At 72.6% G+C, this 18,719-nt stretch carries 18 protein-coding genes; 11 read left to right on the top strand and 7 right to left on the bottom strand.

What is annotated here, in order from left to right; all coding sequences use genetic code 11:
- Positions 1–2 precede the first annotated feature (2 nt).
- Together ACZ3X1_RS24505 and ACZ3X1_RS24500 are read right to left on the bottom strand one after the other, a co-directional pair.
- A complete protein-coding gene (locus ACZ3X1_RS24505) occupies positions 3–1,034 on the bottom strand; it encodes an ROK family protein (RefSeq protein WP_467280978.1) in 1,032 nt (343 codons plus the stop codon).
- 21 nt (positions 1,035–1,055) lie between these two features.
- Entirely contained in the window at positions 1,056–2,138 is a 1,083-nt protein-coding gene (locus tag ACZ3X1_RS24500; RefSeq protein WP_467280977.1) for a LacI family DNA-binding transcriptional regulator, read from the bottom strand.
- 367 nt (positions 2,139–2,505) lie between these two features.
- Here ACZ3X1_RS24500 and ACZ3X1_RS24495 point away from each other — a divergent pair, with 367 nt between their 5' ends.
- Complete coding sequence (locus ACZ3X1_RS24495; protein WP_467280976.1) at positions 2,506–3,759, top strand: glycoside hydrolase 5 family protein; 1,254 nt, start codon at positions 2,506–2,508, stop codon at positions 3,757–3,759.
- A gap of 98 nt (positions 3,760–3,857) precedes the next feature.
- Positions 3,858–6,062, top strand: coding sequence for an endo-beta-N-acetylglucosaminidase (locus ACZ3X1_RS24490; protein ID WP_467280975.1), 2,205 nt, complete (start codon positions 3,858–3,860; stop codon positions 6,060–6,062).
- Positions 6,063–6,092: 30 nt separating this feature from the next.
- On the opposite strand, the gene ACZ3X1_RS24485 is transcribed toward ACZ3X1_RS24490, so the two are convergent.
- Together ACZ3X1_RS24485 and ACZ3X1_RS24480 are read right to left on the bottom strand one after the other, a co-directional pair.
- A complete protein-coding gene (locus tag ACZ3X1_RS24485) occupies positions 6,093–7,505 on the bottom strand; it encodes a sensor histidine kinase (protein ID WP_467280974.1) in 1,413 nt (470 codons plus the stop codon).
- A 12-nt stretch (positions 7,506–7,517) separates the two neighbouring features.
- On the bottom strand, positions 7,518–8,222 hold the full coding sequence (locus ACZ3X1_RS24480) for a response regulator transcription factor (protein ID WP_467280973.1): 705 nt from the start codon (positions 8,220–8,222) through the stop codon (positions 7,518–7,520).
- Positions 8,223–8,578: 356 nt separating this feature from the next.
- Here ACZ3X1_RS24480 and ACZ3X1_RS24475 point away from each other — a divergent pair, with 356 nt between their 5' ends.
- The 8 genes from ACZ3X1_RS24475 to ACZ3X1_RS24440 all read left to right on the top strand — a co-directional run bounded on the left by ACZ3X1_RS24475 (position 8,579) and on the right by ACZ3X1_RS24440 (position 14,989).
- Positions 8,579–9,364: an amino acid ABC transporter ATP-binding protein gene (locus ACZ3X1_RS24475; RefSeq protein WP_356810482.1), complete on the top strand. Its 786-nt coding sequence runs from the start codon at positions 8,579–8,581 to the stop codon at positions 9,362–9,364.
- A gap of 88 nt (positions 9,365–9,452) precedes the next feature.
- Positions 9,453–10,301, top strand: a complete 849-nt coding sequence (locus ACZ3X1_RS24470; protein ID WP_467280972.1) for a glutamate ABC transporter substrate-binding protein — start codon at positions 9,453–9,455, stop codon at positions 10,299–10,301.
- Between the two features lie 83 nt (positions 10,302–10,384).
- A complete protein-coding gene (locus ACZ3X1_RS24465; protein WP_356810484.1) occupies positions 10,385–11,059 on the top strand; it encodes an amino acid ABC transporter permease in 675 nt (224 codons plus the stop codon).
- Positions 11,056–11,949, top strand: a complete 894-nt coding sequence (locus ACZ3X1_RS24460; protein WP_356810485.1) for an amino acid ABC transporter permease — start codon at positions 11,056–11,058, stop codon at positions 11,947–11,949. Before ACZ3X1_RS24465 ends, ACZ3X1_RS24460 begins: the two co-directional genes overlap by 4 nt.
- 227 nt (positions 11,950–12,176) lie before the next feature.
- A complete protein-coding gene (locus ACZ3X1_RS24455; protein WP_467280971.1) occupies positions 12,177–13,790 on the top strand; it encodes an FAD-dependent monooxygenase in 1,614 nt (537 codons plus the stop codon).
- Positions 13,791–13,856: 66 nt separating this feature from the next.
- Positions 13,857–13,943 (top strand): putative leader peptide, encoded by an 87-nt coding sequence (locus ACZ3X1_RS24450; protein ID WP_311318651.1) that lies wholly within the window; start codon positions 13,857–13,859, stop codon positions 13,941–13,943.
- Positions 13,944–14,021: 78 nt separating this feature from the next.
- On the top strand, positions 14,022–14,567 hold the full coding sequence (locus ACZ3X1_RS24445; protein WP_467280970.1) for a cupin domain-containing protein: 546 nt from the start codon (positions 14,022–14,024) through the stop codon (positions 14,565–14,567).
- The gene (locus ACZ3X1_RS24440; RefSeq protein ID WP_467281061.1) at positions 14,558–14,989 is read left to right on the top strand and encodes a rhodanese-like domain-containing protein; all 432 of its coding nucleotides are present in this window, start codon (positions 14,558–14,560) and stop codon (positions 14,987–14,989) included. Before ACZ3X1_RS24445 ends, ACZ3X1_RS24440 begins: the two co-directional genes overlap by 10 nt.
- 271 nt (positions 14,990–15,260) lie before the next feature.
- Here the strand turns inward: ACZ3X1_RS24440 and ACZ3X1_RS24435 are convergent, their stop codons facing one another.
- From ACZ3X1_RS24435 to recA, 3 genes are all read right to left on the bottom strand, one after another.
- Complete coding sequence (locus ACZ3X1_RS24435) at positions 15,261–15,386, bottom strand: hypothetical protein (RefSeq protein WP_467280969.1); 126 nt, start codon at positions 15,384–15,386, stop codon at positions 15,261–15,263.
- Between the two features lie 250 nt (positions 15,387–15,636).
- Positions 15,637–16,191, bottom strand: coding sequence for a recombination regulator RecX (gene recX, locus ACZ3X1_RS24430; RefSeq protein ID WP_467280968.1), 555 nt, complete (start codon positions 16,189–16,191; stop codon positions 15,637–15,639).
- A 3-nt stretch (positions 16,192–16,194) separates the two neighbouring features.
- Positions 16,195–17,310 carry a recombinase RecA gene (gene recA / locus ACZ3X1_RS24425; RefSeq protein WP_356810491.1) on the bottom strand — a complete coding sequence of 372 codons (1,116 nt, stop codon included), beginning with the start codon at positions 17,308–17,310 and terminating at the stop codon, positions 16,195–16,197.
- Between the two features lie 236 nt (positions 17,311–17,546).
- Between recA and ACZ3X1_RS24420 the strand changes: the two genes are divergently transcribed.
- Complete coding sequence (locus ACZ3X1_RS24420; protein WP_356810492.1) at positions 17,547–18,602, top strand: PP2C family protein-serine/threonine phosphatase; 1,056 nt, start codon at positions 17,547–17,549, stop codon at positions 18,600–18,602.
- The last annotated feature ends 117 nt before the right edge of the window (positions 18,603–18,719 follow it).

Raw genomic sequence — 18,719 nt, 5'->3', positions numbered from 1 at the left:
GCTCACGCCGTGGGCGCGGGGGCGGCCGGGGACAGCAGCATCGTCGCCGCAGCGGCCGCGCCGATCAGCCCCGCATGGGTGCCCAGCGTCGCCGGCACCACCTGGAGCTCCTGGACGAAGGAGAGCGTGGCGTACTGGGCGAGGTGGGAGCGGATCGGGCCGAAGAGGGTGTCCCCCGCGGTGGCCACTCCGCCCCCGATGACCGCGATGTCCGTCTCCACGAGGGTGGCGCTGGCCGCGATGGCGGCGGCCAGGGCGCGGCCGGCGCGGTCGAAGGCGGCCAGGGCGATCGGATCGCCCTGCGCGGCGGCTGCGGCCACGCCCGCCGCCGTGGCGTCGTGCGCGGCGCCCCGGCCCGAACCCGCCGACGGCTTCCAACCCTGGTCGAGGGCCCAGCGGGCGATCGCCGTGCCGGAGGCGATCGACTCGACGCAGCCGCGGCCGCCGCAGGCACACGGCTCACCGTCGAAGGCCACGCTGATGTGGCCGATGTGGCCCGCGTTGCCGGTGGGGCCGGGATGGAGCTGGTTGTTCAGGATCAGCCCGCCGCCGACGCCCGTGGAGACCACCATGCACAGGGCGTTCGCGTATCCGCGGGCCGCACCCAGCCAGTGCTCGGCCGCGGTCATCGCCACACCGTCGCCGGCCAGTACGGCCGGCAGTTCGGCTCCGCGCGCCGCGAGCTCCGCCGCGACCCGCTCCTGGACGGGAAAGTCCCGCCACGCCCCGATGTTGACCGGGCTGACCGTGCCCCGGGAGGTGTCCACGGGGCCGGCGCTGCCGATCCCGCAGCGGACCGCGGAAGCCCACAGCGGTGACTCGGACAGGTCGGCGACGACCTCGGCCACCGCCGCCATGACGCCTTCGGCGTCCACTCCGCGCGGGGTGGCCCGGCGGGTGGTGGCCGACATCGTGCCGTCGGGGTGCACCAGCGCCCCGGCGATCTTCGTGCCGCCGATGTCGATCGCCACCGTCGGTCCGGTGGCCGCTGCGGCGGCACGCGGTGTGGGCGACGGGGCGGTGGGGGTGATCACGGTGGCGGCTCCAGGAAGGGTTCAGGAATCAGTATGCGCGGGGGCCGGCGCCGTGCTCTCGCGAGGCTCCAGCCGCGGCCGCTCGCTCTCTCGTACTCCGGTCGGAGCGCCGGCGAGTACGGACAGGAGTTCCTCGGCGGCCAGCCGCCCGAAGCCAGCCGTGTCGCGGACGAGGGCGGTGAGCCGGGGGTGGGTGACCCGGCACAGCGCGGAGTCGTCCCAGGCGACGATCGACAGCCGGTGCGGCACGGGGATGCCCAGCTCGGCGGCGACCGCGCTGCCGGCGACGGCCATCACGTCGTTGTCGTAGACGAGGGCGGTCGGGGGCTCCGGCTCGGCGAGGACCCGGCGGGTGGCGGCGGCGCCCTCCGCGTCGGAGTAGTCGGTGACCACCGAGCGGACGTGGTCCGGGCCCAGGCCGCGGCGCTCGGCCTCGGCCCGCAGGGACTCCATCCGGCGGACGGTGTGGGCGAGACCCGGCAGCCCCGCTATGTGGACGATCCGGCGGTGGCCCAGCCCGTGGAGGTGTTCCACGACCTGCGCCATCGCACCGGCGTCGTCGGCCCGGACCGAGGAGACCGGCGGGGCTCCGGTGCCGGCCCGGGGCCCGGAGGCCACCGGGGGGCCGTCCGGCGGGCCGGGCTCGCCGATGGTGACCGCGGGCAGGCCCAGCTCCGCCAGGAGCGCCGGGCGCGGGTCGCCCGTACGCGGGTCGACGACGAGCACGCCGTCGACCCGCCGCTCGGCCCACCAGCGGCGGTAGACCGCGCATTCGGCGTCCACGTCCTCGACGACCTGGAACAGCAGCGCGGTCCGGGCGGCGGAGAGGACCTCCTGGACTCCGGAGACGAGCTGCAGGAAGAAGGACTCGACGCCGAGGGTCTGCGCGGGCCGGGCCAGGACGAGCCCGACGGCGCCGGAGCGTTCACCGGACAGGGCTCGGGCCGCGCTGTTGGCCTGCCAGCCGAGTTCCTCCGCGACGCGGCGGATCCGGGCCCGGGTGTCCCGCGAGACTCCGGGGCGGTCGTTCAGCGCGAAGGAGACGGCGCTCTCCGACACTCCGGCCCGTCGGGCGATGTCCTTGATCGTGGGTCTGCGGGCCATGGCCTGCCTCATTCACTACGGGCTGCGGACGACGGGGTGCGGACGACGGGCATCGGACGACGGGGTGCGGACGACGGGCGGCACGTGCCGGACCGTACGCGACCCGGCCGCGGCGGACGACCCGTCAACCACCGCGCCCCGCAAAGGCCTGGCCGGAAAACCGCTGTCCATTTGCGCACACTTCCCAGGACGACGCCACCACTGAACCGCATTAGCTTCTGGGGGACTTGGCAGCGGAGCCCTTGGGGTGACTGGACTGAAGCGCTTAAGTAGCCCCGCCGGAGGCACTGTTGACTTTCCACATCGGCACCGGCATTTTGTGGCCCGCCCGGTGAATTCGTGCAGACTCCAGAACCCAGGACGCCTCGTGCAGGACGACCCGCTCCGCTTTGGTGCCAACTACACGCCGGCCCAGGGCTGGTTCCACCACTGGCTGGACTTCGACCTCGACGCGGTCAGGGCCGATCTCGACGCGATCGCCGCGCTCGGGTTGGACCACGTGCGCGTCTTCCCGTTGTGGCCGGTCTTCCAGCCGAACCGCACGCTGATCCGGCCGCGCGCCGTCGAGCAGCTCGTCGCGCTCGCGGACGCGGCCGCCGAGCGCGGGCTCGACGTCAACGTTGACGGCCTGCAGGGGCACTTGTCGAGCTTCGACTTCCTGCCCGCGTGGACCCGGACCTGGCACCGGCGCAACATCTTCACCGACCCCGACGTGGTCGCCGGGCAGGAGGAGTACCTGCGCACGCTCGCCGCGGCCCTCGCCGACCGCCCGAACTTCCTCGGCATGACCGTCGGCAACGAGATCAACCAGTTCTCCGGCGCCCCGCACCCCGACCCCGACCGCATCACCCCGGCACAGGCCGCCCGCTGGCTGGAGCGGATGCTCGCCGCCTGCGAGCGGGGGGCGCCCGGTCGCCTCCACCTGCATGCCGAGTACGACGCCGTCTGGTACCGGGACGACCACCCCTTCACGCCCGCCCAGGCCGCCGGGCTGGGGGCGGCCACCGCCGTCCACTCCTGGGTGTTCGACGGCACCGCGCAGCGCCACGGGGCGGGCGGTACGGCGACCGAGCACCACGCCGCGTACCTCATCGAGCTCTCCAAGGCCTGGGCCCTGGACCCGCACCGGCCGGTGTGGCTCCAGGAGGCCGGCGCCCCGGCGCCGCTGATCGGGCCGGAGCAGGCGGCGCGGTTCACCGAGGCCACCGTCGTGAACGCACTGGACTGCCCGGACCTGTGGGGGGTGACCTGGTGGTGCTCGCACGACGTGTCCCGGGACCTCGCCGACTTCCCGGAGCTGGAGTACGGCCTCGGCCTGCTCACCAACGACCGCAGGACCAAGCCCGCCGGCGCCGCCATCGCCCGGATCGCCGCGCAGTGGCGCGGCCGCGCGCACCGTCCCGCTCCGCGCTCCACTGCGCTCGTCGTGGACGTGGGCGGGGCGGAGCGGGCCCCGGTCCGTTCCGTGTGCGCCCCGGGCGGCACGTTCTTCGACGCCTGGACCGTGCTGACGGCCCAGGGGGCGCGGCCCGCGGTGGTGCTGGCGGAGCGCGCCGCGGACCCGGTCCATCTGGCGGCGCGCGGCATCACCGAGGTGCTGCACGTTCGCGACGTCCGGTGAACCGGATCGCCCCCATCCGCCCCGACCGGATCCGACCCGACCCGGATCCCGACCCGACCGGATCCCGATCCGGTCCGACCGCTCGTGAGGAGCCCCTCATGTCCGAGCCCGACCACGGCGTCGACCGCCGTACGCCGCCGGTACCGTTGCGGCCGCTCCCGTCAAGGCCGCACCCGCTGCGGCCGCACCCCTTATGGCCCGCCCGGCGCAGAGTCCTGGCCGCCGGGGTCGGCGCCGCCGCGCTGCTGGGCGTGGCCGGGCGCGCGCGGGCCGCCACGGCCGGGGAGCCGGCCGTGCCCGCGTCGGTCGCGCCGGAGCCGGGCGGCCTGGCCCCGTACGCCTCCTACTGGTTCCCGGACTCCCTCCCGGAGGGCACCCCCGGCCCGGGGATCGTATGGCGCTCGCTCAGCCGGTGGCGCCCCGAGGACGACCCCGATCTGGCCCACAACACCGCGACCGTGCCGCTCGCGGAGCGGTTCACCCCCGTCCCGGCCAACGGGACGGCCCGCGCCGGCCAGGCCCGTATCGCCTCCCTCGTCTCCTTCGCGCCGACCGCGGGCAACCCTTCGCAGGGCTCCCCCACCGCCGACTACTACGCGCTCACGCACTGGGCGTACATCGACGAGCTGGTCTTCTGGGGCGGCTCCGCGGGCGAGGGGATCGTCCTGGCCCCGAACGCCCCCGTGGTCGACGCCGCCCACCGCAACGGGGTGCGGGTGCTGGGCAACGTGTTCCTGCCACCGGTGGCGTACGGCGGCGACCTGCGGTGGACCCGCGACCTGGTGCGGCGCGACTCCCTCGGCCGCTTCCCGATCGCGGAGCAGCTCGTCCGCGTTGCGCGGACGTACGGCTTCGACGGCTGGTTCGTCAACGCGGAGACCGACGGCGGCGACAGCGCCCTCGCCACCCGGATGCGGGAGTTCCTGCGCGCCCTGCGGGCGGCGGGCGAGCCGCACGGGCTGCGGATCACCTGGTACGACGCCATGAACAGCACCGGCCGGGTCGGCTGGCAGGGCGCGCTCAACGCCCTGAACCAGGAGTTCTACGAGGACCGGGCCGGCAAGGTCGCGGACACGATGTTCGTGGACTTCCGCTGGACCCCGGACACGCTGGCCGCCTCGGGTGCGCTCGCCGACCGGCTGGGCCGTTCCCGCCACGAGCTGTGGGCGGCCGTGGACACGGAGTCCCGGGGCTGGGACGCCGACGTCCGCTGGGACGCGATCGTCCCGCGGACCGGCGACCACGTCGTCAGTTACGGCTTCTACCGGCCCGAATGGACCCGCAACCACCTGGCCGACCGCTCCCCGGGAGCCTTCCACCACGCGGACGACCGGTTCTGGACGGGCGGGTCCCTGGACCCGTCCCGGCCCGCGCCCGCAGCTTCCTGGCGGGCCCCCGCGACGGTCGTCGCCGACCGGTCCACCGTCACCGGACTGCCCTTCGCCTGCACCTTCAACACCGGACACGGGCTGCGGTGGCACGAGAACGGCGAGGTCACCTCGGACGCTCCCTGGAACCACCTCGGGCTCCAGGACCGGCTGCCGGGCCGCCGCTGGGTGGTGCACACCGCCGGAATGCGCCCGTCCGTCACCCTGGACTTCGCGGACGCCTGGCGCGGCGGCTCCAGCCTGCTGGTCTCGGGCACCCTGACGGCGCCGGTGGCCGTCGGTCTGCACTCCACGCGGCTGCCGCTGACCCGCGGGAGCGTCGTGGAGCTGGTGCACGCCACCGGTTCGGGTCCGGTGACCGTCGAGGTGGGCGTGGCCACCCGGGAGCCCTCCGCCCCGGGGGAGCCGGTCCCGTACACCTGGCTGCGGACCGGGAGCACGGGCGCCGGGGCGGCCGGCGCCGCCGGCTGGTGCACGGCGCGGGCCGCGCTCGCGCCGCTGGCGGGCAGGACCGCGTACGCCCTCGCCGTGCGGATCACCGCGCCCGGCCGCACTGGGGTGGTGTGGCGGCTCGGCGCCCTGTCGGTGCACGGCGGCGCCCGCACCCGGTGCCCGGCCCCGCCCACCGCGCCGGCCGTGGACGCTGCGGCCCGCCAGGACGGCAGGGCCTGGCTGCGCCTGTCGTGGCGGGCGGCGGTGTCCGGTCCGGGTGGGCGGCCGCGCCACTACGAGGTGCACCGGTGGCTGCCCGGCGGCGGGCGCCGCTTCCTCGGCGGCACCTGCGGCACCGCCCTCTACCTCCCGGGGGTCCTGCGCGCCGGCCGGGAGCGGGCGGCCGTCTTCGAGGTGCGGGCCGTCGACGAGCTGTACGCGGTGTCCGCGCCCGCCCGCACGACCCTGCCCTGGGAGCCGTAGGGGCTGTCAGAGGCGTTGTGCCGGTCAGGGTCAGGGGGCCTCGGGGCTCGTGCGCGGGACGGTCACGGTCACCCGGAGGCCGTGCGGCGTGTTCGTCGCGTAGGAGAGGGTCCCGCCGCCCCCGGCGAGCAGGGTCCGGGAGATCGACAGGCCGAGTCCGGAGCCCTTGACGTTCTGGTGGCGGCCGCTGCGCCAGAAGCGGTCGCCCACGCGCAGCAGCTCCTCCTCGGTGAGGCCGGGGCCGCGGTCGGCGACGACCACGCGGACCGTGCGGCCCTCGGCCGAGACCGACACCTCGACCTCCTCACCCGCGGGAGTGAACTTGAGGGCGTTGTCTATGACTGCGTCGAGCGCGCTGGACAGGGCGATGGGGTCGGCCCAGCCGGTGACGGCGGTCCGGCCCGTCTCGGTGAGCCGTACGCCCTTCTCCTCGGCGTACGGCCGCCACGCGGCGACCCGTTCCGCGGCCAGCGCGCCGATGTCGGTGAGGCTGATCTCGGCGGAGGCGTGCTCGGCCAGCGCCAGGTCCAGGAGGTCGTCGAGGACCTGCGTCAGGCGCTTGCCCTCGGTGCGCACGGACGCGATCTCCTCGTTGCCCTCGGGCAGTTCGAGGGCGAGCAGCTCGATGCGCAGGAGCAGTGCCGCGAGCGGGTTGCGCAGCTGGTGCGAGGCGTCGGCGACGAACGCCCGCTGCTGCTCCAGTGCCTCTTCGACGTTGTCGGCCATCTCGTTGAACGAGTGCGCCAGACGCTGGAGTTCCGGCGGACCGCTGGCGGCCGCGACGCGGGAGTTCATCCGGCCGGTGGCGATGCCGTGGGCGGCGGTGTCAAGTGTCCGTACGGGCTTGAGCACCCAGCTGGTGAGCCGCAGGGCGGCGCCGAAGGCGACCAGCATGGCGGCGGTGAGGCCGCCCGCGATGAGCAGCCAGCCCCTCAGGATCCGGCCCCGCATGAGGTCCGTCGGCGATTCGGTGGCGACGACCGCGACCACGTCGCCGTCGAGGACGACCGGGGAGGCGACGAGCAGCTTGCCGTGTGTCTGCCAGGGCCACACCTGGGGCGGGTCGTGGCTGCGGCGCCCTGCGAGCGCCTCCTCGAAGGCCCGGCGGCCCTCGCCGGCCTCGGGGAGCTGCCACCAGCCCGGGGAGCGGACCATGGCGGCGTCGTCGCGGTTGAAGATCCCGACACGGATGCCGTACAGCTCGTGGTAGCGGCCGAGTTCGTGCTGGAGGGTCTGCTCGCGCTCGTCGGCTCCGGTGGAGCCGGAGCCCCGGGCGTCGATGACGAACTGGGCCAGGGCGGCGAAGCGGGCGCTGTCGTCGATGCGGTCGACGACCACCCGCTGCTGCTGTCCGGCGGCCAGGCTCACGGCGAGCGGGAAGCCGAGGGCGAGCAGCGTGCCCGCCATCAGGATGACGAGCAGGGGGAGCAGGCGGGCGCGCACGGCAGGAGGCCCCTAGGGGGCGGCCGGGGCGACGAGCCGGTAGCCCACCCCGCGGACGGTCTCGATGAGGGCGGGCATGCGCAGCTTGGAGCGCAGCGAGGCGACGTGGACCTCCAGGGTGCGCCCGGTCCCCTCCCAGCTGGTGCGCCAGACCTCGCTGATGATCTGCTCGCGGCGGAAGACGACGCCGGGCCGCTGCGCGAGCAGGGCCAGCAGGTCGAACTCCTTGCGGGTGAGGGGTACGTCGGTGCCGTCGACGCTGACCCGGCGGGTGGGCAGCTCGATGCTGACGGGGCCGAGGCGGACGGTGGTGGGCGCCCCGGTGCCGGTGGCGGCGGCCTCCTCGGAGGCCCCGGTGCGCCGGGCGACGGCGTGGATGCGGGCGAGGAGCTCGCCGGTGTCGTAGGGCTTGACGACGTAGTCGTCGGCGCCCATGTTCAGGCCGTGGATGCGGGAGCGCACGTCGGCCCGCGCGGTGACCATGATGACGGGCGTGGCGGTGCGCTTGCGGATCCGGCCGCAGACCTCGTAGCCGTCCTGGTCGGGCAGGCCGAGGTCGAGCAGGACCACGCCGAAGGGCGGGGCGCCGGCGGGCAGCAGTGCCTGGAGGGCCTCTTCGCCGCTGCGGGCGTGGGTGACCTGGAAGCCGTGCCGGGCGAGGATCGCGGACAGGGCGGCGGCGACGTGATCGTCGTCCTCGACGAGCAGCAGTCTCATGTCGTCCCCCTCTCCTTCTTCTCTCTCGGGTCTCCCGGGCGGCCCGCGCCCGGGCCGCGGTCCGCCTCGTACGGCCCGCACCCTCCCGCGCGGCCGGTCGGTGCCGCGCGTACGGCCGCAGGAATGGCCACCCTGCATCCACGCCCATGCGGAGTCCCACGTCAAGAGCGTTCCGCCGCGGCGCGCCTACCGTTATGCACCCGGTACGAGTACATGATCGACCACGCCGGTGCCGCGCACGGAGCGTATCCGGAAGAGGCCGGATCGTTATGCTCAATTCTCCCTCAGATGTGATGACGTTGTGCGCGAGTCGTCACTACTGTCCTCCCAACCGAGGAGGACGGAGCTAGAAGCCGATGAGCGGAGTATCAGTGACCAAGGACGTTCAGGACGCGGCCGGTGCCGCGGACGACCTGGTCGTGCTGAGCAACGTCAACAAGCACTTCGGCGCGCTGCACGTGCTTCAGGACATCGATCTGAGCATTGCCCGCGGTGAGGTAGTCGTGGTGATCGGTCCTTCGGGATCGGGCAAGTCCACGCTGTGCCGGACCATCAACCGCCTGGAGACCATCGACTCGGGCACCATCACGCTCGACGGCAAGGAGCTGCCCTCGGAGGGCAAGGAGCTCGCCCGTCTGCGGGCCGACGTCGGCATGGTGTTCCAGTCGTTCAACCTCTTCGCGCACAAGACGGTGCTGCAGAACGTCATGCTGGGCCAGCTCAAGGTCCGCAAGACCGACCAGGCCGCGGCCCACGCGAAGGCGCTGTCCCTGCTGGAGCGGGTCGGTGTCGGGTCGCAGGCCGACAAGTACCCGGCCCAGCTCTCGGGCGGCCAGCAGCAGCGCGTGGCGATCGCCCGGGCGCTGGCGATGGAGCCGAAGGTGATGCTCTTCGACGAGCCCACCTCGGCGCTCGACCCGGAGATGATCAACGAGGTGCTGGAGGTCATGCAGCAGCTCGCCAGTGAGGGGATGACCATGGTGGTCGTCACGCACGAGATGGGCTTCGCCCGCTCCGCGGCGAACAGGGTCGTCTTCATGGCCGACGGAAAGATCGTCGAAGAAGCCACCCCCGAGCAGTTCTTCAGCAACCCGCGCAGTGATCGGGCGAAGGACTTCCTGTCGAAGATCCTGCACCACTGACGGTTCCGTCTGGTAGTGATCCCCTGGCGGCCCGGCGCACGCGTCGTCGCTCGTCGTCCAACAACGTCTCATCCGAGGGAAGTTCACCATGAAGATCTCCAAGGCCGCTGCGGCCGCGGCCGTCGCCGTCGCCCTGTCCCTGACCGCGACCGCGTGTGGCGGCGGCGCCGACAAGGCGAGCGACGGCGGCACCACCGGGGGCGGCAAGGACAAGATCGTCATCGGCATCAAGTTCGACCAGCCCGGTCTGGGTCTGAAGACCCCGGACGGCAAGTTCGCGGGCTTCGACGTCGATGTCGCGACCTACGTCGCCAAGGAGCTCGGCTACCAGCCCGACCAGATCGAGTTCAAGCAGGCCGTCAGCGCCGAGCGCGAGAACATGATTTCGAACGGTGACGTCAAGCTGGTCGTCGCGACGTACACGATCAACGACAAGCGCAAGGCGCGGGTCGACTTCGCCGGCCCGTACTTCCTGGCCCACCAGGACCTGCTGGTCCGCGCCGACGACACCTCGATCACCAAGGCCGAGGACCTGAACAAGAAGAAGCTCTGCTCGGTCACCGGTTCCACCTCCGCGCAGAACGTCAAGACCAAGCTGGCCCCCGACGCCGACCTGCAGGAGTACCCCGGCTACTCCGAGTGCCTGACGGGCCTGGAGAACAAGGCCGTCGACGCCGTGACCACGGACGGTTCGATCCTGGCGGGCTACGCCGCACAGGAGAAGAACAAGGGCAAGTTCAAGCTCGCCGGCCTGAAGCTCAGCGACGAGCCCTACGGCATCGGTCTGAAGAAGGGCGACAAGGAGCTCCAGACCAAGGTCAACGCCGCGCTCAAGAAGATGGTCGAGGACGGCTCCTGGCAGAAGGCCGTGGACGCGAACCTCGGCCCCGCCGGCTACAAGGCCGACCCGGCCCCGCAGATCACCGAAGGCAGCTGATTCATCGGTGGGGCGCGCCGCCGCCCGCCCGTAGTGGGCGGCGGCGCGCCCCACCGGCCATCCTGGGGAGAGCGCAGGGCAACGTGTTCGACTTTCTTACTTCCGGGCAGTACGACGTGCTCGGAGCCTTCTGGGTGACGGTTCAGCTCACCCTCTACTCGGCGATCGGATCCTTGATCTGGGGCATTCTGCTGGCAGGGATGCGGGTCAGCCCGGTCCCGCTGATGCGGGCCTTCGGCACCGCGTACGTCAACACCGTACGCAACACGCCGCTGACCCTGCTGATCCTCGGATGCTCGCTGGGCCTGTACCAGACCCTCGGCATCAACCTGGGCGGTGACACCTCCAAGGAGGCCGGCTTCCGGCTCGCCGTCCTCGGCCTGATCGCCTACACCGGCACCTTCGTGTGCGAGGCCCTGCGCTCCGGCATCAACACCGTGCCCGTCGGCCAGGCCGAGGCGGCCCGTGCACTGGGTCTGAGCTTCTACCAGGTGCTTCGCCTGATTGTGCTCCCCCAGGCCTTCCGGGCGGTCGTCGGACCGCTCGCCAACGTACTGATCGCCCTCACCAAGAACACCACCGTGGCGGCGACCATCGGCGTGGCAGAAGCGGCCCTGCTGATGAAGGAAATGCTGGAGAACGAGGCGGACGCGCTCTTCGCGGTCTTCGGGGTCTTCGCCCTCGGCTTCGTCCTGCTGACCCTGCCCACCGGCCTGCTGCTGGGCTGGGTGGCCAAGCGAGTGGCGGTGAAGCGATGAGCTCCGTTCTGTACGACACCCCCGGCCCCAAGGCCAAGGTCCGCAACTGGATCTACACCGGCGTCTTTCTGGTGCTCGTGGGGCTGGCCCTGTGGTGGATCCTCGCCCGTATGGCGGAGAAGAACCAGCTCGACGCCGACAAGTGGACCCCCTTCGTCACCGACAGCCAGATCTGGACGACGTTCCTGTTGCCCGGCCTCGGTGAGACACTGAAGGCCGGTCTGATCGCCATGGTGATCGCCCTGCCGCTGGGCGCGATCCTCGGCATCGCCCGGCTCTCGGACCACGCGTGGGTGCGCGTGCCGGTCGGCGCGGTCGTGGAGTTCTTCCGCGCCATCCCGGTCCTCATCCTGATGATCTTCAGCTCCGCGCTGTATGTGATGCTCGGGACCGTCAGCTCCGACCTGCGGCCGCTCTACGCGGTGGTCACCGGTCTCGTCCTGTACAACGCCTCGGTCATCGCCGAGATTGTCCGGGCCGGCATCCTGTCGCTGCCCCGCGGCCAAACGGACGCGGCCAAGGCGATCGGCATGCGCAAGGGTCAGACCATGCTGTACGTCCTGGTACCGCAGGCCGTCACGGCGATGCTGCCCGCGCTGGTCAGTCAGCTCGTGGTGATCCTCAAGGACACGGCCCTCGGTGGCGCCGTCCTGGGCTTCGCGGACCTGATGTCGATGAACCGGCAGATCTCCGCGAACTACAGCAACACCATCGCGACCATGGTCGTGATCGCCCTGATCTACATCGCTGTGAACTTCGCCCTGACCACCCTGGCCTCCTGGCTGGAGAAGCGGCTGCGGCAGTCGAAGAAGGGCACCGGCGCCGTGGTCGAGGGCGACGTGGCCGAGGTCGACGCGGGCGGCGCGGCGGGCGTGGGCAAGGCCCCCTGACCCGGCAGAACAAGTCGAGGCCTTCGGTCTGGAGGCCTCGACTTGCACGAGGCGGCGCCGCCGGAGGGGGATGACAGCCACTCAGCACAACGGCATGGCGTGTGTGGTGCGGCGGAGCTCATCCGCCGCACCACACTGCTGTGCGCCGTCGGGTGTCACTTGACGCAGACACCTCCAATGGGTTGCATACGTTCTGTGATCACATACCGGACATCGGGAGCCGCGCCATGGACCCGGTGATCGTCGTCGGCGCGGGGCCCGTCGGACTGTCCCTGGCCCTCGCCCTCGCAGGCGCGGGCGTGCCCTCCGTCGTGCTCGACGAACGGCCCGGCAAGGAGGAGGTACGTCCCGCCCGTACGGTCGTCCTGCACGCGGACACGGCGGCCATGGCGCACCGGCTGGGCTGCACGACGACCCTGCGCGACGAGGGGGCGTACTTCACCGCCTGGCGCACCATGCGGCGCAGCCGCGACACCCACCGGATGACCTTCGAGGACCATCCGGCCCCCCTGCACGTCCCGCAGCACGCCCTGGCCCGCGCCCTGCGCGACTCCGCCGCCGCGCACCCCCTCGTCCAGCTGGTCTTCGACAGCAGGCTGGACTCCCTGGAACAGGACGACCGGGGCGTCACCGCGCACACCCAGGGGGCGGAAGCCACCTGGTGGCGCGGGAGTTACCTGGTCGGCTGCGACGGAGCCCGCTCCACCGTGCGCAAGCTGCTCGGCATCCGCTTCCCGGGCCGTACTGCCGTCGAGCGCCATGCCGTCGCCGCGCTGCGCACCGAACTGCCCTGGCCCGGTGAGGCCCTGCTGCACCGCGGCGCGCAGCAGGAGGTCACCTCGCGGCCGCTGGCCGACGGGGTCTGGCGGCTGGACTGGCTGCTCCCGGCGCGCGGCGATCTGGTGACCCCCGACGCGCTGGTCTCCCTGATCCGCGACACCCTCGCGCAGTGGTGCGGCGGCACGACTCCCCCCTACGACCTGCTGGACACCGGCGTGCACACGCTGCACCACCGGCTGGCCCGGCGCTGGCGCGACGGGCGGGCCTTCCTGGCCGGGGACGCCGCACACCTGATGGGCGCCCTCGGCACCCAGGGGGTCGAGGAGGGGCTCCGTGACGCCGAGAACCTGGCGTGGAAGCTCTCCCTGGCCTGGCACCAGGGTGCCTCCGAGGCGCTGCTGAACGGCTACGAGGACGAGCGGCGCACCGCGGTGGCCTCCCGGCTGCGCGCGGCCGACCAGGCGCTGCCGACTCTGCGGTCCGGCGGCGGGCTGCGCACCTACCTGCCCGGCGCCTCGCGTTCCGCCGAGTCCCTGCTCACCGACGGCCATCTGGGGCGGGGGCCCCTGGGCGGGCAACCGGCGTACGCCCCGCCCGTCGCCGTACGCGAGGTGCCGACGGCCACCGAGCCGGGGGGTCCGGTGGCGAACGTCCCGGTCACCGCGCCCGACGGGGCGACCGTGCCACTGCGCGACCTGCTGGGGCAGGGCCGGCTGCTGGTGGTCCTCGTGGCCCCCGGCACCGGGGTCTGGGACCGGCGCCACTGGCTGGGCGCCGGCCTGATGCCCCGCCTGGCTGCGGCGGTCAGCGCCCTGCCGGTCCGCACCGACCTGCTGGTCGCGGACAGCTACCCGGGTGCCCCGGCGCACACCGTGCTGCTGGTGCGGCCGGACGGACATCTGGCGGCGACCTTCGCGGGGGTCCGCCCGGCGGAGTTGTACGAGGCGGCGGACGCCGTCCGGGCCGGTGCGCCCGGGTCCCGGGTGCCCGCGCCTTCGACATCGGCTTCGGCTTCGGCTTCGGCTTCGGCTCCCGCTTCGCCGACCGTGGTGATCGACTGACCGTGGTGATCGATTGACCGTGGTGATCGATTGACCGTGCGCGGGCCCGCGTGGTTCACTCGCGAAATGACCGGCAACGACGTACGCCTGTGGCGGAGGGTCCATATGGACCTGCTCCGCTACGCGGGCTGCGTGTGTCGCCCTTCCTGCTGATTCGCCCTTCCCTCCGCGCGCCCCGTGCCGTCCGCCAGCCTGCGCGCACTTCCGCGAACCCAGGAACGGTCCACTTCCATGTCTGCACCCGCACCCGCACCCGCGTACATCCCTGAGTCCGTACCCGCCGGGGGCCCCACCGCAACCGATCTCCTCGACTTCGCCCTGCGCACCGCGTCCGACCCCGAGATCGTGGCCTCGCTGCCGCTCGATCCCGAGGGCCGCACCTGGATCCGCCTCGACGGGCCCGGCGGCAGCGAGGCCTGGCTGATCGGCTGGCCGCCTGGCACCGGCACCGGTTGGCACGACCACGCCGAATCGCTCGGCGCGTTCGCCACCGCGCGCGGCCGGCTCACGGAGCGCTCGCTGGCCGTACGCCTGCCCTCGGAGGGCTGGCGGTCGCTGGAGCTGGCCCCCGGCGTCGACCGCAGCCGCACGCTGGCGGCGGGCGGCGGACGGGCCTTCGGCCGCCACCACGTGCACGAGGTCCTCAACGAGTCCCCGGAGGAGCACGCCGTCTCGGTACACGCCTACTACCCGCCGCTGCCGCTGATCCGCCGGTACAGCCGCAGCGGACCGGTACTGCACCTGGAACACGTCGAGCGTCCGGCGGACTGGCAGTGAGCGCCCCGGTCGGCATCGACGAGCTGCTGGAGCGCGTCCGGGCGGGATACACCCGCGTCGAGGCACAGGAGGCGTACGCGGCCGCGTCGGCCGGGGCGCTCCTGGTGGACATCCGCTACCAGACCCTGCGGGACCGGGACGGGCTCATCCCCGGAGCGCTGGTGGTCGAGCGCAACGAGCTGGAGTGGCGACTGGATCCGACGGGCAGCCACCGCGCCCCCGAGGCCACGAGCCACGACCTCCGCGTGGTGGTGATCTGCAACGAGGGCTACGCGTCCAGCCTCGCGGCGGCCTCGCTGCACGCCTTGGGCCTGCACCGCGCGACCGACCTGACCGGCGGCTTCCAGGCATGGAAGGCAGCCGGCCTCCCCGTCGTTCCGGGTGCCGGACCCACGGCGCCGCCGCCGCAACCGCATCCGTGAGCGTGCCGGGGCCGCACCCCCGTTGCGGTGCGGCTCCGGGCGCCGGCCCGGGTTGGTTCACCCTTTCCCCGCGGCGACCTCCACCGGGAGCACCGAGCCCGCAGCGCCACCCGGCACGGGAGGGCGGTGGCGGCCAGGGCAACCAGCCCGGCCAATCCCACCACAGCCGCGCATGCGACCGGCAGCACCGTCGGCGCCGCGGAGCCCGTCATGCCCACGCTGAACGCGGTCGGTACGGCCACGGCGGTCCCCGACCCCAGGACCATCCCGCTCAGAAGCGCCGCCAGGGCCTCGGCCCGAGCATCCGCAGGACCTGCCGCCGCTTGGCCCCGGCCGGCCGCAGCACCGCGCACTGCCGGAAGCGCTCGGCGGTCGACAGGGCGAGCGGGTGGACCACCGAGATCGCGGTGAAGGCGAGGACGAGTCCATGGCGAGGAGTGTGCCGCGGGCGGTGACGAGGGCGGTCGCCCCCAGCAGTGCGACGAAGGCACCGAGGAATCCGGCCTTGCGGTCCCTGACGGTCTGGAGGGCGTAACGCAGCATCATGGCGTCAACTCTGCTGGGCGCACACCCCTTGGCACCGGAGTCGCCCGGCGTTCCGGCCCGGGGGCAGCCACCACCCCGGGCCCTCCGGCTCACTCCCCCGGCTACCCGAGGTCGTCGGCGTCCTCGCCCTCCGCCTCCAGGGCGCGGCGGACCACGCGCAGGGCCATGCCCTCCGGGTATCCCTTGCGGGCGAGCATCCCGGCCAGGCGCCGGATCCGCTTGTCCCGCTCCAGGCCCCGGGTGGAGCGGAGCTTGCGCTCCACGAGCTCGCGGGCGGTCTGCTCCTCCTGGTCGGAGTCCAGCAGCTCCAAGGCCTCCTCCACGAGGGTGGCGTGCACCCCCTTGGTCCGCAGCTCCTGGGCGAGCGCCCGGCGGGCCAGGCCGCGGCCACGGTGGCGGGACTCGACCCAGGCTCCGGCGAACGCCGCGTCGTCGATCAGGCCCACCTCCTCGTACCGCGAGAGGACCTCATGCGAGACCTCGTCGGGGATGCCCCGCTTGTGCAGGGCGTCCGCGAGCTGGCGACGGGTGCGCGGGCTCCCCGTGAGCAGGCGCAGGCAGATCGCCCGCGCCTGCTCCTCGGGGCTCTGGGGCGGCAGCTCCTGGCGGCCCTCACGGCCTCCTCGGCTCCCGCCGCCCCCTTCCTGCTCGCGCACGGGTCAGCTCTTGGCCACGGCGGCCTTGGCCGTCGTCTTGGCCTTCGACGCGGGCGCGGGCACTGCCGCGGCATCGGCGGGTGCGGCGGCAACGGCACCGGCCACGTCCTCGGCGGCGTCCTTGCGGACACCCACGCCCAGCTTCTCCTTGATCTTCCGCTCGATCTCGTTCGCGAGATCCGGGTTGTCCTTCAGGAAGTTGCGGGCGTTCTCCTTGCCCTGGCCGAGCTGGTCGCCCTCGTACGTGTACCAGGCACCGGCCTTGCGGATGAAGCCGTGCTCCACGCCCATGTCGATCAGGCCGCCCTCGCGGCTGATGCCCTGGCCGTAGAGGATGTCGAACTCGGCCTGCTTGAACGGGGGCGCGACCTTGTTCTTGACGACCTTGACGCGGGTGCGGTTGCCGACCGCGTCCGTGCCGTCCTTGAGGGTCTCGATGCGGCGGATGTCGAGACGTACGGAGGCGTAGAACTTCAGCGCGCGGCCACCGGTGGTGGTCTCCGGCGAGCCGAACATCACACCGATCTTCTCGCGGAGCTGGTTGATGAAGATCGCGGTGGTCTTGGACTGGTTGAGCGCACCGGTGATCTTCCGGAGCGCCTGGCTCATCAGTCGGGCCTGGAGACCGACGTGCGAGTCACCCATCTCGCCCTCGATCTCCGCGCGCGGCACGAGGGCCGCCACGGAGTCGATGACGATCAGGTCGAGGGCACCGGAGCGGACCAGCATGTCCACGATCTCCAGCGCCTGCTCGCCCGTGTCCGGCTGCGAGAGGATGAGGTTGTCGGTGTCGACGCCGAGGGCTTTGGCGTACTCGGGGTCGAGCGCGTGCTCGGCGTCCACGAAGGCGACGGTGCCGCCGGCCTTCTGCGCGTTGGCCACGGCGTGCAGGGTCAGGGTCGTCTTACCGGAGGACTCCGGACCGTACACCTCGATCACACGGCCGCGGGGCAGCCCGCCGACGCCGAGGGCGATGTCCAGCGCGGTCGACCCGGTGGGGATGACCTCGATGGGGTCGTTCGGCTTGTCGCCGAGGCGCATGACCGCACCCTTGCCGAATTGCCGTTCAATCTGTGCGAGCGCGGCGTCGAGAGCCTTCTCGCGGTCGGTGCCTGCCATGGGTTCCACCCGGTTTGCTTGAGTCGATCGCTTCACGCCATTGACGCTAATGCCTGCCACTGACAATGCGCCTCCACGACCGGTTCGGCTGTGGATAACTCATCAGAATGGATGTTCGATTTCCCTGTCAAGCTCGCCACGCCAGAGCGCTATGCCCCCATTGCACAGATATCCTGTGAAATGTGATCGAGTCTGGACGGCCACGACTTCGTAGGCGCCCCGGCCCGGGAAGACTCGTGCGGCTGTCGCCGGTCATCCTGACCGTCGTCATCGCCAGCCTGGCATACAACACTCCGCCGGAGATGGCCTTCAGCCGTCTCCTGCCCGCAGCGCCGGCCCTCGCCGCCGCCATGTGGCCGGTGCTCCCCACCGTCCTGCTCGGGACGGTCTGCCTCGTCCTCATGATCGGCCTCAGCTTCGTCTTCCCCGACCTGGGCACGTGGTGGACGGCCGCCGGGATCATCGCGGTCACCGTCGCCGCCGCGTACGGGAGCCACGTCCGGCTCCAGCGGGAGCGCACGCTCTTCCAGGTGCGGCTCGTCGCCGACGCGGCGCAGCAGGTGGTCCTGAGCCCCATGCCGCGCCGCTTCGGCAGGATCGAGATCGAATCGCTGTACCTCGCGGCCGCCGCGGAGGCACGCATCGGCGGGGACTTCTACGAGGTGGTCGACACGCCGTACGGGGTCCGGCTGCTCATCGGCGACGTGCGGGGCAAGGGCCTGCCGGCGGTGGGGGCGGCCGCGGCGATCGTCAACTCCTTCCGGGAGGCCGCCTACGGCGAGACCGACTTGGTCGACGTCGCACGCCGACTGGACGCGAGCAGCATGCGCTACAACGCCGCCTTTCCCCCCGAGGGGCCGATGGAACGTTTCGCCACCGCGCTGCTCGTCCAGATCCCGCACGAGGGCAGACGTATCGACATCCTCAACTGCGGACACCCACCGCCCCTGCTCCTCAACCGCGGGAGACTGCGCACCCTCGAGTCGGTCGCCCCGTCGCCGCTGCTCAGCCTCGCCGACCTGATCGGCGATGAGTACAGCATCGACACTTTCGACTTCGCCCCCGACGACCTGCTGCTGCTCTACACCGACGGGATCGCCGAGGCCCGCGCCCGCGACGGCGAGTTCTTCCCGCTGGCGACTTGGATGGGCGGGCAGCCCCCCACACCGCCCCGCGAACTGCTCAGGGCACTCCACCGCGACCTCCTCCGCTACAGCAGGGGCCGCCTCGACGACGACATCGCGGCCCTCGCCGTCCGCCTGCGCGGCCCCCAGGCCACGGAATCCCCCTAGGCCGTGTCGTCAAAGTCCCGCCTGGCCGGCGGGGCCTGCGGGCTCTGAGCGGCCGAGCCCGCCCGGCGGCGGTGTGCCCCGCCGCGCGCTCCCGGTACCGCCGCCGCGACCCTCGAA

Source organism: Streptomyces sp. NPDC023541 (assembly GCF_055559995.1).
Note: the sequence above shows the minus strand (reverse complement) of the source record. Positions and strands in the feature narration are given on the sequence as shown.